The following is a 14,332-nucleotide window of genomic DNA, read 5'->3' on the forward strand; positions in this document are numbered from 1 at the left end:
AACTCTGCTCGGCGCTAAGCCGGTATAAAACTAATCAAAAGAATTAAAGGTCTTGCAGTTTATAAGCAGCAAGCTCACCGCTATTTCCGTAAACGTACAATAATTTACCGTCTGCAATCATGGGTGCACGTAGACCGTCGCTATCAACTCGGGTGCGCGCAATTAAATGGCCATCAACCTGGGCTAACATATGTAAATAGCCTTCAAAGTCACCTACGCCAATCGCACCGTCAAAGGCCACGGGCTCGGTTAACTCGCGACGAGCCAACACCGTTTGAGTCCAGCGTGCACCCTGGCCATTGCCATCAAGGGCGTTCACACTGCCGTCGGCTGCAACGACATAAATATTACCTAAGGCGCTTGCCGCACCAACATAGCTTGAGGTTTCTTTGCCCCAAAGCGGCCGACCACTGCCAATATCGATTGCCATAATCTGACCTTGGTAGCCTGTGGCAATGACTGTTTGGTCGTCTTCCAAGACTAATAAACGGCCGTCGACATCAACTAAACGCTCAATTTCTGTGCTGCCCTGAGGAACAGAGATTCGCTGCTCCCAGCGCACTGCGCCATTTTCGATGTCAAAAGCCACTACGCGGCCGTTGGCAAAGCCAACCATAACCACGCCGCGCACAATTTTAGGGGTGCTAGTACCACGCAAAGTAAGGCGCGGTACTTGTGATATATAATTCCAAAGGGGCTTGCCGTCGCTAATACTAAAAGCGTGAACTTCACCACTGTAGGTTTGAGCAACGACAACGTCGCCGTCACTTTGCGGCGCACTTAGCACTTCGCTATTAACGGGTGTCGTCCAAATTATTTGGCCTGTCAGACGATCCAAAGCCACCACTTCACCGTCAGAGGTGCCGACGAACAACATAGTGCCCGACACACCAATGCCGCCCGAGATCCTTAAATCGTGGGATTTTTTCCAGATTTTTTTGCCAGTTACTTTATTTAGCGCAGCAATCTTGCCATTGGATGAGGCAATAAAGATTTCCTCTCCATCAATTACCGGGGTAATTCTATGGTAAGCCTCAGCTTGGCCGTCACCTAGGGAATAAGACCAAGCTTCTTTCAGTTTTTTCTCGGCTTGAAAATCAGTGAGCCTAGCGGGCTCACGACTGGTCGGGTCGGAAGCACAGGCAACGACCATCAGCGTAGCCAGTACAAGGCTGAGCTTACGAATAAAAACCATTAGTTAGTTCCTTTTTCAGTAGTAGCGGCAACGCTTAAGTCGCTGATTTTCAAATCTAGCAACGCGTTATTGCTCGGCACTTCCTGCTCCCGCGCCAGAACTTTAGCCTGCTGATACGCACTTAATGCGCCAGGCTTGTCGCCCTGAGCAAACAAAATATCACCGCGTAGTTCGGCGGCCTGAGCGGCGTAACCGCTGCTGGCAACATCTTCTAACAAAGCTAAAGCCGCGGCATAGTCGTCAAGTGCAAAGCGCACTTGCGCCAAACGCAGCTGCGTCTGCGCCATTAATACGGGCTCCGGACCTTGATCCAGCACCCATTCCAACTCACTGGCCGCCGCGTCATACTCGCCATCTTGTACTGCGTATTTTGCTTTATATAGAGCCGCAAACTGGCCATAGCTCAAATTGCCGTACTGGTCTTTTAAGGTATTGGCCAAATGCTCTGCCGTATTACGACTAGTGCCGTCGCGCTGTACTGCCGCGTCAGCAATCATTAAATTGTCGAAAATAGCGGAGGCTTCGGCGCCCTGATCTTTGACATGCCCCTGCCAACCCTTCCATCCAAAAACAATGGCCAATGCTAGAGCAATACCGAAAACCGTCGATTTACCGTTTTCCTGCCACCATCTTTTAATGGCTTCGACTTGTTCTTCTTCTGTACGAAACGTTTCCACTTAACTTCCTCTCCGACGTAGGCAGTGCCTTAAAATAGTATGTTAAAACTTAGTAAAAAAATGTTTACCAATATAATCAGGCAATTCGGCCAAAGCCACAAACTGTTGTTCACTTTGGCTATCGCGCAGTGATTTTACAGCCGCGTGCCCCTGCGCCAGCTCATCTTCACCTAGTACAATCGCCAGCGCTGCACCACTTTTATCTGCCTTTTTAAACTGGCTTTTAAAACTTCCGCCACCGCAATTAATTAATACTCGCGCAGTTGGTATCGCAGTGCGAATCGCTTCAGCAAGACTTAAGGCCGCAATTTCGGCACTGTCACCAACAGAAACGATAAAAACATCGGCCAAGGCTGGCATGGCTGGTGCTACCGCGAGGGTTTCTAGCAATAAACACAGGCGCTCAATACCCATCGCAAAGCCCACCGCCGGGGTTGGCTTGCCGCCCAACTGTTCAACCAAGCCGTCGTAACGGCCACCAGCACATACGGTGCCCTGCGCGCCGAGTTTGTCAGTGGTCCATTCAAACACTGTCAGGCCATAATAATCCAGTCCGCGCACTAACTGCGGATTGAGCTTATAGGGCACTCCTGCAGCGTCAAGACGCGCGCACAAACCGTCAAAATGGGCTTTAGAGACCGCATCAAGGTAATCGGCCAACACCGGCGCGGCCCCCAAGATTTCGCGGGTCTTGGGGTCTTTGGTATCGAGTATACGCAGTGGATTGCTGCCAAGACGGCGCAAGCTATCTTCGTCTAGGTCGTCTTTAAAGCCAGATAAATAGTCGACCAAGGCTTGCCGATAATTGGCACGCGACTCTGCATTACCAATACTGTTTAGCTCTAAGGTCAGGGCATCACTAATACCGAGTTCTCGCCACAAACGCGCGCTAAGCAGAATCAACTCAGCATCAATATCTGGCCCTGTCATGCCAAAGGTCTCTACGCCAACCTGATGAAACTGGCGCAAACGGCCCTTTTGCGGGCGCTCATGGCGAAACATTGGACCGGCATACCAAAGCCGTTGTAGCTGATTGTGCAACAGGCCATTCTGATCGCAGGCACGCACGCAGCTGGCTGTACCTTCAGGGCGTAGGGTTAAACTATCGCCATTGCGGTCTTCAAAGGTATACATTTCCTTTTCAACGATATCGGTCACTTCACCAATAGAGCGTTTGAAAAGCTCGGTATGCTCTACGATAGGAAAGCGAATTTCACTATAGCCATAGCGGCTAAGCACATCGCGAATGCGGCTTTCCAGATACTGCCACAGTGGCGTTTCTGTGGGCAGAATATCGTTCATGCCCCTAATCGATTGTATACGTGCCAAAACTGATTCCTGTTTGCCGCTGCTGCAGCACTGCTAAATAAATGTGAAAAGCCTTAGCTGCGCGCTATAAGGTCTTTTTCCTGTTCGGCTTTAACGGCAATCTTTTCCCGAATCAATTTTTCGAGATGATCCACCAAGCCTTCGTTCTTCACTTTGTGGTCAGGCTTACCCGCCACATAGACTAAATTATTAGGCGTGCCGCCAGTCAAACCGATCTCGGCTTCTTTCGCCTCACCCGGACCGTTGACGATACAGCCAATGACCGCCACATCAAGGGGAATGGTCACGTCATCAAGGCGTGCTTCCAGTTCATTCATGGTGCTAATAACATCAAAATTCTGGCGCGAGCAGCTCGGACAGGCAATAAAATTGATGCCTTTAGTACGCAGTTTCAGGCTTTTAAGAATCTCGTAGCCGACTTTGACTTCTTCAACTGGGTCAGCTGCCAGTGACACACGAATCGTGTCGCCAATGCCGTCCATCAGCAGTAAACCCAAGCCTACCGCCGACTTAACCGTACCACCGCGTAAACCACCTGCCTCGGTAATGCCCAAGTGCAGTGGCTGATCAATTTGTGCCGCAATTTGACGGTAGGCCGCAACAGCCATAAACACATCAGAGGCCTTTACGCTGAGTTTAAAATTTTGAAAGTCCAACTTATCGAGAATATCGATATGGCGCATGGCGGATTCCACCAAAGCCTCTGGCGTTGGTTCACCGTATTTACGCTGCAATTCTTTTTCTAAAGAACCGGCATTCACTCCGATGCGAATCGGAATATTGTGGTATTTGGCAGCATCAATAACTGCGCGCACTCGGTCTTCGCGGCCGATATTACCCGGATTAATCCGCAGGCAATCCACACCGTATTCGGCAACCTTAATTGCAATTTTATGGTCAAAGTGGATATCGGCAACCAAGGGTACCGACACTTGCTTGCGTATTTCACGAAACGCTTCAGCAGCTTCCATGCTGGGCACTGAGACCCGCACGATATCGGCACAGGCGGCTTCTAAGCGCTTAATTTGCGCCACAGTGGCGGCGACATCACAGGTTTCGGTGTTAGTCATGCTCTGCACAGATATCGGCGCATCGCCACCCACGGCGACATTACCGATATGAATCTGCCGAGAAACTCGACGTTTTATCGGAGAGGCCATTTTCATAATTCACCTACCTGTACACGCACTGCGTTACTATTTACCAAAGACTTCAACTCAATTTTCTGGCCGTTATATTCACTAATTACAGCAGGCCAATACGCTAAACTGATCGTGACGGGACCCTGAACATCAAAACGCAATTTTTCGCCTTTTTCCTGTACGCCGCTCACCACAATATTATTTTGAAAATCACGCAGTTCTAACCAAACTGCCTCGACAAACTCAAACTTCAATTCCGCGGCCTGAGCAGGACCACTGTGCTGAGAAATGGGCGTCTCGACACTGAGCTCGTCACCTTCAGACCCCAATAGCACTTCACCCAACGAGGGCTCAACCTTAATTGCGCTTAGGGGGGCAAAGCGCTCAGCCAAGACATTTATAGCCAACTCCGGCTCGGGCTTACCACCAAACACCCATATTGCTACACACCACAAAAATATTGATATCAGCAAGGCTGATATCAGCGGCGCATTACCCGGCGCCTTAGCAATACCTTGTGGACGAGTGGGTGTCTGGTCTTTGTTATCTTCTTCGCGCCGACAAATTCGGTCACAATCTTTTAGCAGGGGCTCTTCATCTAAGCCCATATAGCGGGCGTAACTTTTAATATAACCGCGCGCAAACAGCGGTGAGTTAAACCGCGAGTAATCATTGTTTTCTAGCGCCTCTACATAGCTATTAAGTAGATTTAACGCTTCGGCCGTTTCGAGCACAGACTTACCTGCGCTCATCCGCGCATCATGTAAAACTGAACCCGGTGGCCCCGGGTAGTAATCATCTTTTCCCGGCATTTAAGATTCCTTAACGGCTTTCACTGTTACCCTGCTGCATATACGCTTTATACAATAGGTACTCTTCAGACTTAGGGTATAAATTCTTGAGTGCCAGCGCAAAACTCGCATGGGTATTTTTGTCATCAAATTTATCGGCAAGGCGGATCCCTAACCACAGCGCACTCGCTGATTGATTGACATTTTTAGTGCGAAACGCATCGTAATAGCGCTGGGCTTCGGCAAAACGGCCCATACGAAAATACACTTCGGCTAAGGACATCAGGACATTGGCGTCGTCACCCTGCATCAAAAACGCGCGCTTGAATGCTTCCTCAGCTTTTGGCAGTTCGTTCAACTGCATATAGCAGCGGCCGAGATTGACAAACGCCTCAACCCGTTTTTCGTAGAGCAATTCCTGCACCACTATCTCGAGCTGGCTCGCCGCTTCTGCATAACGACCTCGCGCATACAAAAAAGCCGCGTAATTATTGCGAACCCGAGACACTTTCGGCGCCGTGGCAATTGAGCGCTGATAGTATTTTTCTGCCATTTCGAGCTCGCCGGTATTCTGAAATACCAGCGCTAAGGCTTCTAATGTTTCCGGGTTGTTTTTGTCTTTTTCTTCGACATACTGCAAATGTCGCTTGGCCTGATTCCAGTTGCCCTGGGAAATATAATTCCGTGCCAGCTGAAGAGATGTATCAAAGGCCTTTTGTTCGTCTTTTTTAGAGGCGAAGCCTCCATTTTTGGTCGTTACACAGCCATGTATCGATGCTGTAGCGACCACGACAAACAAGACCCGGGCTAATACGGTGATGCCTTTTATTCTTAACCACGACATGCAGTACGCTCCCTTAAAAATTTAAACTAGACGAATTGGCTGCGCTAGCTCTGCCTTTTGGCGATGACGCTCACTGCGTTTGGTGCGATCTTGAACCTGACCGGCTAATTGGCCACAGGCGGCGTCAATATCATCGCCCCGCGGGGTCCGCACGGTCGTTACATAACCCGCCTCGGTCATCACCAGCCAAAAACGATTCACCGCATTATTGCTTGGACGCTTATAGTTCGACAGCGAAAACGGATTAAAGGGGATTAAATTAACTTTGCACGGCAAGTCTCGCAACACCTCGGCCAACTCTTTGGCATGCTCGACACCGTCGTTAACACCTGCAATCAAAGTGTATTCAATGGTCACAACACGATGGGTATCATCTTGTTTAGCAATATAGCGCTTACTTGCTGCAAGTAATTCGGCAATGGGGTATTTTTTGTTAATAGGCACTAACTGGCTGCGCAATTCGTCATTGGGCGCGTGTAGTGAAATGGCCAGCGACACAGTCGACACATCCCCGAGCTTATCCAACATGGGCACCACACCAGAGGTGCTGAGGGTTACCCGGCGCTTTGACAAACCATAACCGAAGTCGTCGAGCATCAAGCTCATCGCTTCGACCACATTGTCGAAATTCAGCAGCGGCTCACCCATACCCATCATGACCACATTAGTCACGATGCGCTTATTGCCATTATTAAAGCCGTCATAGGATTTAATCGCCAACCACACCTGACCGATAATTTCGGCGGCAGTAAGGTCGCGCATAAAGCCCTGTTTGCCCGTTGCGCAAAAGCTGCAATCCAGACTACAGCCAACCTGAGAGGACACACATAGGGTGCCGCGTTGGCCGTCGGGAATTAAAACAGCCTCAACAAGGTTATTACCACCCACTTCTACCGCCCATTTACGGGTTCCGTCGATAGAGTCGAGTTGTTTAACCACCGTGGGAGGACGAATCTCGGCAAGCTCCTGAAGCTTGGCCCGCAAGGGTTTGCCGAGATTGGTCATCTCATCAAAATTGTCGATCCCCGAGTGGTGTATCCACTTGAGGATCTGCTGGGCACGAAATGGCTTTTCACCGATAGAGCTGAGGTAAGCCTCCATATTCTTGCGTGACATGCCGAGTAAATTTACTCGGGGCTGCTGCACAAGTTCGGTGATTTCGGTTTGATTTTCTGATGCCATTATCGTGCCCTGCAATGAGTGTGAACCTAATTAAACGCGGTCGCACAGCTCACTGGTAGCGAAAAAGAACGCGATTTCCCGCGCTGCAGATTCTTCTGAGTCAGAACCATGTACCGCATTGGCATCAATAGATTCAGCGAAATCAGCGCGGATAGTGCCCGCAGCGGCTTCTTTAGGGTTGGTTGCCCCCATCAGATCGCGATTTTTCAATACCGCGCCTTCGCCTTCCAGAACTTGCACAGTTACAGGACCAGAAGTCATGAAATCAATCAGCGCTGGGAAGAAAGGACGACCTTTGTGCTCAGCATAGAAGCCTTCAGCTTGATCGCGGCTTAAACGCAGCATTTTCGCTGCAACAATACGTAAACCGGCTTTTTCAAAACGGCTGTAAATTTCACCAATAACGTTTTTGCTAACAGCATCAGGCTTGGCTATGGAAAGGGTGCGTTGAACGCCCATCGGTCTTTCTCCAAAAAGTAGAACAATAACAACGGGTAATTTACCCGGCGCGAAAAATCGTCGAATTATACGCGTATTAGAGTCAAATAGGTACGCGAGTGAGGCTCAGACAGCGGGATATGGCATGGGTTTCGGCCCAGAATGGTTTTTCTACCGGAATTAACCCTACGCCGTCGCCTTTAAACTTAATCTTGCTCGTCGAGCCACGCGGTTTGAATCGCTTCAAGCACTTTTTCACCGCTGCGCTTTGGGTCATCATCAAAATCGTCGAGCTCAATCACCCATTGCCGCAAATCGACGAAATTAACGTAAGTTGGATCAACATCGGGGAATTTCTCTGCCAACTCAATCCCAATATCCAGTACATCTGTCCACTTTAAGCCCATACCCAGCCTCTCTTTAAGCACACGCCCTGCGGGCCATTAATGTTGTTCAGACACCATGTTAATCGTGTAGCGAGGAATCTCGACCACCAAGTCGCGATCGGTTACCACAGCCTGACAGCTGAGACGCGAATCCGGCTCTAAGCCCCAGGCCTTATCTAACATATCTTCTTCAAGCTCGTCGGCCTCATTCAGCGACTCTATACCCTCGCGAACAATGACATGGCAGGTCGTGCAGGCACAGGATTTCTCGCAGGCATGCTCGATGTGTATGCCATTGGCGAGCATAACATCGCAAATGGTTTCGCCACTGGTGGCTTCAATTACGTCGCCCTCAGGGCACAGTGCTTCGTTTGGCAATACTATGATGCGCGGCATCGTGACATCCTTACAATTCGTCTACTCGCCGGCCGGCGAGTGCTTGGTTAATACTGGCGTCCATACGCCGCTCGGCAAACAACTCACTGGCCTTGCCAACGATTTCAATATGCTTGGCAATACTGGCCACAGTGCCCTGCTCACGCTCGTGGTGCAGAGTTTCCATTTTAGCCAATAAATCCTGCTGCTCCGCCTCGCTAAGCATGGCTTCGCCGTCTTGCAACAGCGCCGCTGACAAAGCCTGTAATAAAGAGTCCGCTTCAATTTGCTGCTCACGCAGAGCGCGGGCGTCTTTGTCGTCTGCCGCCGCTTCCCAGGAAGACTTGAGCATGTCGGCAATATCGGTGTCATTCAAACCATAAGCAGGCTTCACCGCAATATGGCTTTCGACCCCAGTACTCTCTTCGGTGGCAAACACCTGTAACAAACCGTCGGCATCAACCTGAAACTTTACTTTGATCCGGGCCGCGCCCGCCACCATAGGCGGTATACCCTGCAACTCAAAGCGCGCCAGCGAGCGGCAATCTTCAACCAACTCGCGCTCGCCTTGCACCACATGAATGGCCATGGCGGTTTGACCGTCTTTAAACGTGGTAAATTCCTGCGCCATCGCCACGGGAATTGTGGTGTTACGGTGAATTACCTTCTCCGTCAGGCCGCCCATGGTCTCGATACCCAAGGACAACGGGATCACATCGAGCAGCAACATTTCGTCGCCACTGCGATTCCCCACCAATTGATCCGCCTGCAGGGCCGCACCCAAAGCAACAACCCGGTCAGGGTCTAAATCGACCAAGGGCTCGCGACCAAACCACTGCGCTACCCGCTCGCGCACGCGGGGCACCCGCGTGGAGCCGCCGACCATCACCACATTGGCGATGTCTTCGCTGCGCAATTTGGCATCGCGCAGCGCGCGCTTGCAGGCGCGAATCGCCGTGTCGATCAAGGGGTCAACCAAGCTATTAAACTGCTCGCGGCTAAGGCTTTGATTCAAATCGCCTAACACCACGTTTACAGTTTCCGCATCACTTAAGGCTTCCTTAGCCTGACGTGCAGCAGTTAATAAGCTGCGCTGCTGAAACATGTCGAGATTTTCTAAACCTGTTGCAGCAACAAACCAGTCGGCAATCGCATGATCGAAATCATCGCCGCCCAAAGCAGAATCGCCGCCGGTAGACAGCACTTCAAACACACCTTTGGTGAGCTGCAACACCGAAATATCGAAGGTTCCGCCACCCAAATCAAATACCGCAATCGCCATTTCATCTTGCTGATCAAGGCCGTAAGCCACTGCCGCGGCAGTTGGCTCATTGAGCAGCCGCAAGACATGAATTCCGGCAATTTTAGCAGCGTCTTTAGTGGCTTGACGCTGAGCGTCGTCAAAGTATGCAGGTACGGTAATAACCGCACCCGTCAGTTCGCCACCGAGCGTCTCTTCCGCCCGAGCGGCGAGACTCCTTAAAATTTCTGCCGACACTTGCACCGGCGATATATCACCAGCACGAGTGCGAATTTTGACCATATCCTGCCCCTGATCCAGCAATTCATAAGGCAGCATTTTTGCCCCGGAAGCCGCCGCGCAATCAGCAAAGGAGCGCCCCATAAAGCGCTTTACGGACATCAGGGTATTACTCGGGTCGGCACTTGCGCCGGCCAAGGCAGCCGCGCCCACTAAGGTTTCTCCGGTCTCAGCGTAATACACAGCCGACGGCAATAGATGCTCGCCACCGAGGTCTGCCAAGGTATCTGCGTGGGCATTGCGGACACTGGCAACCAGCGAATTGGTGGTTCCCAGATCAATTCCCACCGCCAGCTTACGCTGGTGCGGTTCAGGGGTTTGTCCAGGTTCTGATATTTGCATCAAGGCCATAAGTGGTTTCTGAACTCCCGGCGATTTTCACGCCTTTTATCAGTAGTCGAGCAATTCGCTCTCTTTCAGTTCAGCTTCGCTGCGCAGTTTTTCTAAAAACTGGAGCTTGGCGTAAGCCGCCAAAGCCAAATCGAACTGCTGTTGATTATACGCTTGCGAAAAAGCCTCTTTCTGACTCTTCGCCGCCTGATCAAGGTCGCGATAAAATACATCTAGCGCTTGCTCAGGATCTTTTGCATCCTGTAATTCTGACAGCTCTTCACGGAGCTGCATTTGCTGCATCAAAAACTCCGGATCCTGAAAAGTAGTCGAGGACATATCACTGTTCACGCCCGCCAATTTCAGCAAATAGGCAGCCCGCCGCGTGGGCGACACCAAGGTTTCGTATGCTTCATTGATAAACGAGGACTGTTGCACCGCCATGCGCAAATCACGCTCGGAGCCACTGGCAAAACGATCGGGGTGCGCCTCGCGCTGCAGCGCGCGATAACTGCTGGTCAGGGCCGAGATATCAAGCTCATAGGCCTGAGGCACCGCCAACAGCGCAAAGTAATTTTCTTGGGGATTAAATACAGACATAGGTATTGGCCAGCCAGCAGGCCGCTAGACGGTGAAGCTCTCACCGCAGCCACACTCAGCCGACACATTGGGGTTGTTAAATTTCAAGCCTTCATTGAGACCTTCTTTAACAAAGTCCAATTCGGTGCCGTCTAAATAAACCATGCTTTTAGGGTCGATATACACCGCAGCGCCGTCTTTTTCAAAAACCTGATCTTCGGCTTGAGGTTCGTCGACAAACTCCAATACATAGGCCATACCGGAGCAGCCGGAAGTCCGCACACCAATGCGAATTCCCAAACCCCGGCCACGGCCGAGCATTTGCTTTTTAATGTGACTAGCTGCTGCACTGCTTACTGAAACTGGCATGCACTCTCCCCTAATATCTAATGCGAGCGATCAAATCAGGATACGGTTCGTTTCTGACGGTAGTCAGCAACCGCAGCCTTAATCGCATCTTCTGCCAAGACTGAACAGTGAATTTTCACTGGTGGCAGCGCCAATTCTTGGGCAATTTCGGTGTTTTTAATTTGCGCCGCCTCGTCAAGGGTCTTGCCCTTAACCCACTCAGTGAGTAGCGAGCTAGACGCAATTGCCGAGCCGCAACCGTAGGTTTTAAACTTGGCATCTTCAATAATGCCCTGTTCATTTACCTTGATTTGCAGACGCATTACGTCACCGCAAGCCGGCGCGCCGACCATACCGGTGCCGATTTCATCCGCGCTGTCGTCAAACTTACCGACGTTACGTGGATTCTCGTAATGATCGAGTACTTTTTCGCTATAGGCCATGATCTCGTCCTCTCAATCTGAACAGCTTAGTGAGCTGCCCATACAATACTGTCTAAATCGACGCCGTCTTGGTACATATCCCACAGAGGCGACAATTCCCGTAATTTTTCCACTGCTGCGCGTACCTGCTTAATCGCGTAGTCAACTTCTTCTGCCGTGGTAAAGCGGCCAAAAGAGAAACGCAGTGAACTGTGCGCCAACTCGTCGTTCAAGCCCAGCGCACGCAGCACATAAGACGGCTCCAAGCTTGCCGAAGTACAGGCTGAGCCCGATGACACTGCCAAATCTTTCAGCGACATAATCAGTGATTCACCTTCAACAAAGGCCAAGCTTACGTTGAGGTTACCTGGTAAACGCTGCTCAAAATCACCGTTTACAAATACCTGTTCCATGTCTTTTAGGCCGTCCCAAAACTGATTACGCAATGCTAAAGCATGCTCAGCATCTTTGGCCATTTCTAAGCGGCCGAGTTGACAGGCTGCACCCATACCCACAATTTGATGGGTTGGCAAAGTACCTGAACGCATGCCGCGCTCGTGGCCACCACCGTGCATTTGCGCCTCTAGGCGAATGCGCGGCTTGCGGCTCACATACAATGCACCAACCCCTTTGGGACCATACATTTTATGAGCCGACATCGACAACAAGTCGATCTTCATGGTCGCCATATCAATAACAACCTTACCCGCTGTCTGCGCCGCATCAACGTGAAACACTACGCCATTGGCACGACATACTTCGCCAATCGCGGCGACATCATTAATGGTGCCAATTTCATTATTGGCGTGCATTATGCTGACCAAAACTGTGTCGTCGCGCAAAGCTGCCGAAATCGCCTCAGCGGTAATTAAACCTTTTTCAGTTGGGTCTAAATAGGTAACCTCAAAACCTTCGCGCTCTAATTGGCGACAGGTATCAAGCACCGCTTTATGCTCGATTTTGGAGGTAATAATGTGCTTACCTTTTTTACTGTAAAAGTGCGCAGCACCTTTGATCGCAAGGTTGTTTGACTCGGTAGCACCGGAGGTCCAAACAATTTCACGCGGATCAGCATTGAGCAGGTCGGCCACTTGGCGACGGGCATTCTCAACGGCTTCTTCCGCCTTCCAACCAAACATATGCGAGCGTGAGGCCGGGTTACCAAAGGTACCGGTCGTGGTCAAACAAGCCATCATCTGCTCAGCCACACGAGGATCAACCGGTGTGGTTGCAGAGTAATCTAAATAAATCGGCAATTGCATACACTTCTCCAAAATCTCGGTGTGACTACCTCAGCACCGAGCTAATAACTAATCTACCGCAGTCAGAATAATTGACTGCGCATTGCGCGCCTTTTGTAACTGACGCGCCGAAACCGATTGCACATCGCGCCGCTCAACCAAACTCGCCAAGCTGATATCGCTTAAAAAATGGTGGATCTGATCACTTAAATCAGTCCACAAATTATGGGTTAAGCAGGTGTGCCCATCCTGACAATCGCTGCTGCCGGCACAACCCGTGGCGTCCACCCGCTCATCGACCGCATCAATAATATCGGCAACGAAAATTTCTTCACTGGGGCGACTTAGGCGATAACCACCACCTGGGCCACGACTGCTGGAAACCAGTTCTTTGCGGCGCAATTTCGCAAATAGCTGCTCCAGATAGGACAGGGAAATGTCCTGCCGACTAGAGACATCAGCCAAACTTATGGGACCTCGGTCGCCGTACAGCGCCAAATCCAGCATCGCTGTAACGGCATAGCGTCCTTTTGTCGTCAATCGCATAGCTATACCCGTTTAATCTACGGTGCAATTATGCAATAACCTAGCAAAATGGTCAACTATATAGCCGAGGAATTTAGTAGGGTTTAAAACGCGCGGGAGCGGCGATTATAATCACTCTGCTCTATCAACACCACTATTAGGCGCCGCAGTACCGTCAGCCTCTGCAGACTCATCGGCTTTAGCTTTACGCACCCAGTACTGGGTAGACGTTAAGATGCCTCGCAAAATATTCACTTCCATTTCATCGAGCCGAGTACGCTGATAAAGACGACGCAGGCGAGTCATTAGCTTCTTAGGTGCTTCTGGACGTAAAAAATTAATATCCCGCAAGGTTTCCTCAAGATGAACTAAATAGCGCTCTAAGTCTTGAGCCCCAGCCACGGGCACGTCCCAGTCGGCCATATCATTATTATTAAGCTCACCACTGAGGTGCTGCATGCGCACTTCGTAGGCCAAAACCTGCACTGCCATCGCTATATTAAGGGAGCTGTATTCTGGATTAGCCGGAATATGCACGTGCAAGTTACAGCGCTGCAGCTCTTCATTAGTTAAGCCCCGGTCTTCACGTCCAAACACGAGCGCAATTTTATGCCCAGCCGCGGCCTCCGCGTAACCCCGCTCCATACAGTGCCTCGGGTCAAGTAGCGGCCACGGCACAGTGCGCTCTCTGGCACTGGTGCCAATTACCAACTGACAATCGGCAATCGCCTCATCCAGGGTCTCGCACACCACCGCCGAATTCAATACATCATCGGCACTCGCGGCGCGCCAGGTCGCTTCATCGTGGGGGTATTTACGAGGTTCAACTAGATACAGCTGACTCAGGCACATATTTTTCATGGCGCGGGCAACTGCGCCAATATTGCCGGGGTGGGAGGTATTCACCAGCACAATGCGGATATTGTCTAGAGGATTTACAGCGGATTGTTCTACAGTAGTCATGGCTGGCGCTCTTTTTACGAGCTGC

The 14,332-nt window shown here is 50.7% G+C and carries 17 protein-coding genes; all 17 read right to left on the reverse strand.

Features of this window, described 5'->3' with window-relative positions:
* Positions 1-43: 43 nt before the first annotated feature.
* Positions 44-1,195, reverse strand: coding sequence for an outer membrane protein assembly factor BamB (gene bamB, locus AZF00_RS12325; protein ID WP_008248920.1), 1,152 nt, complete (start codon positions 1,193-1,195; stop codon positions 44-46).
* Entirely contained in the window at positions 1,195-1,872 is a 678-nt protein-coding gene (locus AZF00_RS12330) for a YfgM family protein (RefSeq protein WP_008248919.1), read from the reverse strand. Before AZF00_RS12330 ends, bamB begins: the two co-directional genes overlap by 1 nt.
* Positions 1,873-1,914: 42 nt before the next feature.
* Complete coding sequence (gene hisS, locus AZF00_RS12335) at positions 1,915-3,201, reverse strand: histidine--tRNA ligase (RefSeq protein ID WP_040803091.1); 1,287 nt, start codon at positions 3,199-3,201, stop codon at positions 1,915-1,917.
* 53 nt (positions 3,202-3,254) lie between these two features.
* The gene (ispG, locus tag AZF00_RS12340; RefSeq protein ID WP_008248917.1) at positions 3,255-4,367 is read right to left on the reverse strand and encodes a flavodoxin-dependent (E)-4-hydroxy-3-methylbut-2-enyl-diphosphate synthase; all 1,113 of its coding nucleotides are present in this window, start codon (positions 4,365-4,367) and stop codon (positions 3,255-3,257) included.
* Positions 4,364-5,155, reverse strand: coding sequence for a helix-turn-helix domain-containing protein (locus tag AZF00_RS12345; RefSeq protein WP_008248916.1), 792 nt, complete (start codon positions 5,153-5,155; stop codon positions 4,364-4,366). The genes ispG and AZF00_RS12345 overlap by 4 nt, the downstream gene beginning before the upstream one ends.
* Before the next feature lie 10 nt (positions 5,156-5,165).
* The gene (gene pilW / locus AZF00_RS12350; protein WP_008248915.1) at positions 5,166-5,978 is read right to left on the reverse strand and encodes a type IV pilus biogenesis/stability protein PilW; all 813 of its coding nucleotides are present in this window, start codon (positions 5,976-5,978) and stop codon (positions 5,166-5,168) included.
* Positions 5,979-5,999: 21 nt separating this feature from the next.
* A complete protein-coding gene (rlmN, locus tag AZF00_RS12355; protein WP_008248908.1) occupies positions 6,000-7,160 on the reverse strand; it encodes a dual-specificity RNA methyltransferase RlmN in 1,161 nt (386 codons plus the stop codon).
* Between the two features lie 30 nt (positions 7,161-7,190).
* Complete coding sequence (gene ndk / locus AZF00_RS12360; RefSeq protein WP_008248907.1) at positions 7,191-7,619, reverse strand: nucleoside-diphosphate kinase; 429 nt, start codon at positions 7,617-7,619, stop codon at positions 7,191-7,193.
* A gap of 185 nt (positions 7,620-7,804) precedes the next feature.
* Positions 7,805-8,005 (reverse strand): Fe-S cluster assembly protein IscX, encoded by a 201-nt coding sequence (iscX, locus tag AZF00_RS12365; RefSeq protein WP_008248906.1) that lies wholly within the window; start codon positions 8,003-8,005, stop codon positions 7,805-7,807.
* A gap of 36 nt (positions 8,006-8,041) precedes the next feature.
* Positions 8,042-8,380: an ISC system 2Fe-2S type ferredoxin gene (gene fdx / locus AZF00_RS12370; protein WP_008248905.1), complete on the reverse strand. Its 339-nt coding sequence runs from the start codon at positions 8,378-8,380 to the stop codon at positions 8,042-8,044.
* Between the two features lie 10 nt (positions 8,381-8,390).
* Positions 8,391-10,250: a Fe-S protein assembly chaperone HscA gene (gene hscA, locus AZF00_RS12375; RefSeq protein ID WP_008248904.1), complete on the reverse strand. Its 1,860-nt coding sequence runs from the start codon at positions 10,248-10,250 to the stop codon at positions 8,391-8,393.
* A 39-nt stretch (positions 10,251-10,289) separates the two neighbouring features.
* Positions 10,290-10,829: a Fe-S protein assembly co-chaperone HscB gene (gene hscB / locus AZF00_RS12380; RefSeq protein ID WP_008248903.1), complete on the reverse strand. Its 540-nt coding sequence runs from the start codon at positions 10,827-10,829 to the stop codon at positions 10,290-10,292.
* Positions 10,830-10,853: 24 nt separating this feature from the next.
* The gene (iscA, locus tag AZF00_RS12385; protein ID WP_008248901.1) at positions 10,854-11,177 is read right to left on the reverse strand and encodes an iron-sulfur cluster assembly protein IscA; all 324 of its coding nucleotides are present in this window, start codon (positions 11,175-11,177) and stop codon (positions 10,854-10,856) included.
* Between the two features lie 35 nt (positions 11,178-11,212).
* Positions 11,213-11,599: a Fe-S cluster assembly scaffold IscU gene (iscU, locus tag AZF00_RS12390; protein ID WP_008248899.1), complete on the reverse strand. Its 387-nt coding sequence runs from the start codon at positions 11,597-11,599 to the stop codon at positions 11,213-11,215.
* Between the two features lie 26 nt (positions 11,600-11,625).
* Positions 11,626-12,840: an IscS subfamily cysteine desulfurase gene (locus AZF00_RS12395; protein ID WP_008248892.1), complete on the reverse strand. Its 1,215-nt coding sequence runs from the start codon at positions 12,838-12,840 to the stop codon at positions 11,626-11,628.
* Between the two features lie 48 nt (positions 12,841-12,888).
* Complete coding sequence (locus AZF00_RS12400; RefSeq protein WP_040803085.1) at positions 12,889-13,365, reverse strand: Fe-S cluster assembly transcription factor; 477 nt, start codon at positions 13,363-13,365, stop codon at positions 12,889-12,891.
* Between the two features lie 111 nt (positions 13,366-13,476).
* Positions 13,477-14,307: a tRNA (cytosine(32)/uridine(32)-2'-O)-methyltransferase TrmJ gene (trmJ, locus tag AZF00_RS12405; protein ID WP_008248885.1), complete on the reverse strand. Its 831-nt coding sequence runs from the start codon at positions 14,305-14,307 to the stop codon at positions 13,477-13,479.
* Between the last annotated feature and the right edge of the window lie 25 nt (positions 14,308-14,332).

It is taken from the genome of Zhongshania aliphaticivorans, from assembly GCF_001586255.1.
In the GTDB taxonomy this organism is placed as follows: Bacteria; Pseudomonadota; Gammaproteobacteria; order Pseudomonadales; family Spongiibacteraceae; genus Spongiibacter; species Spongiibacter aliphaticivorans.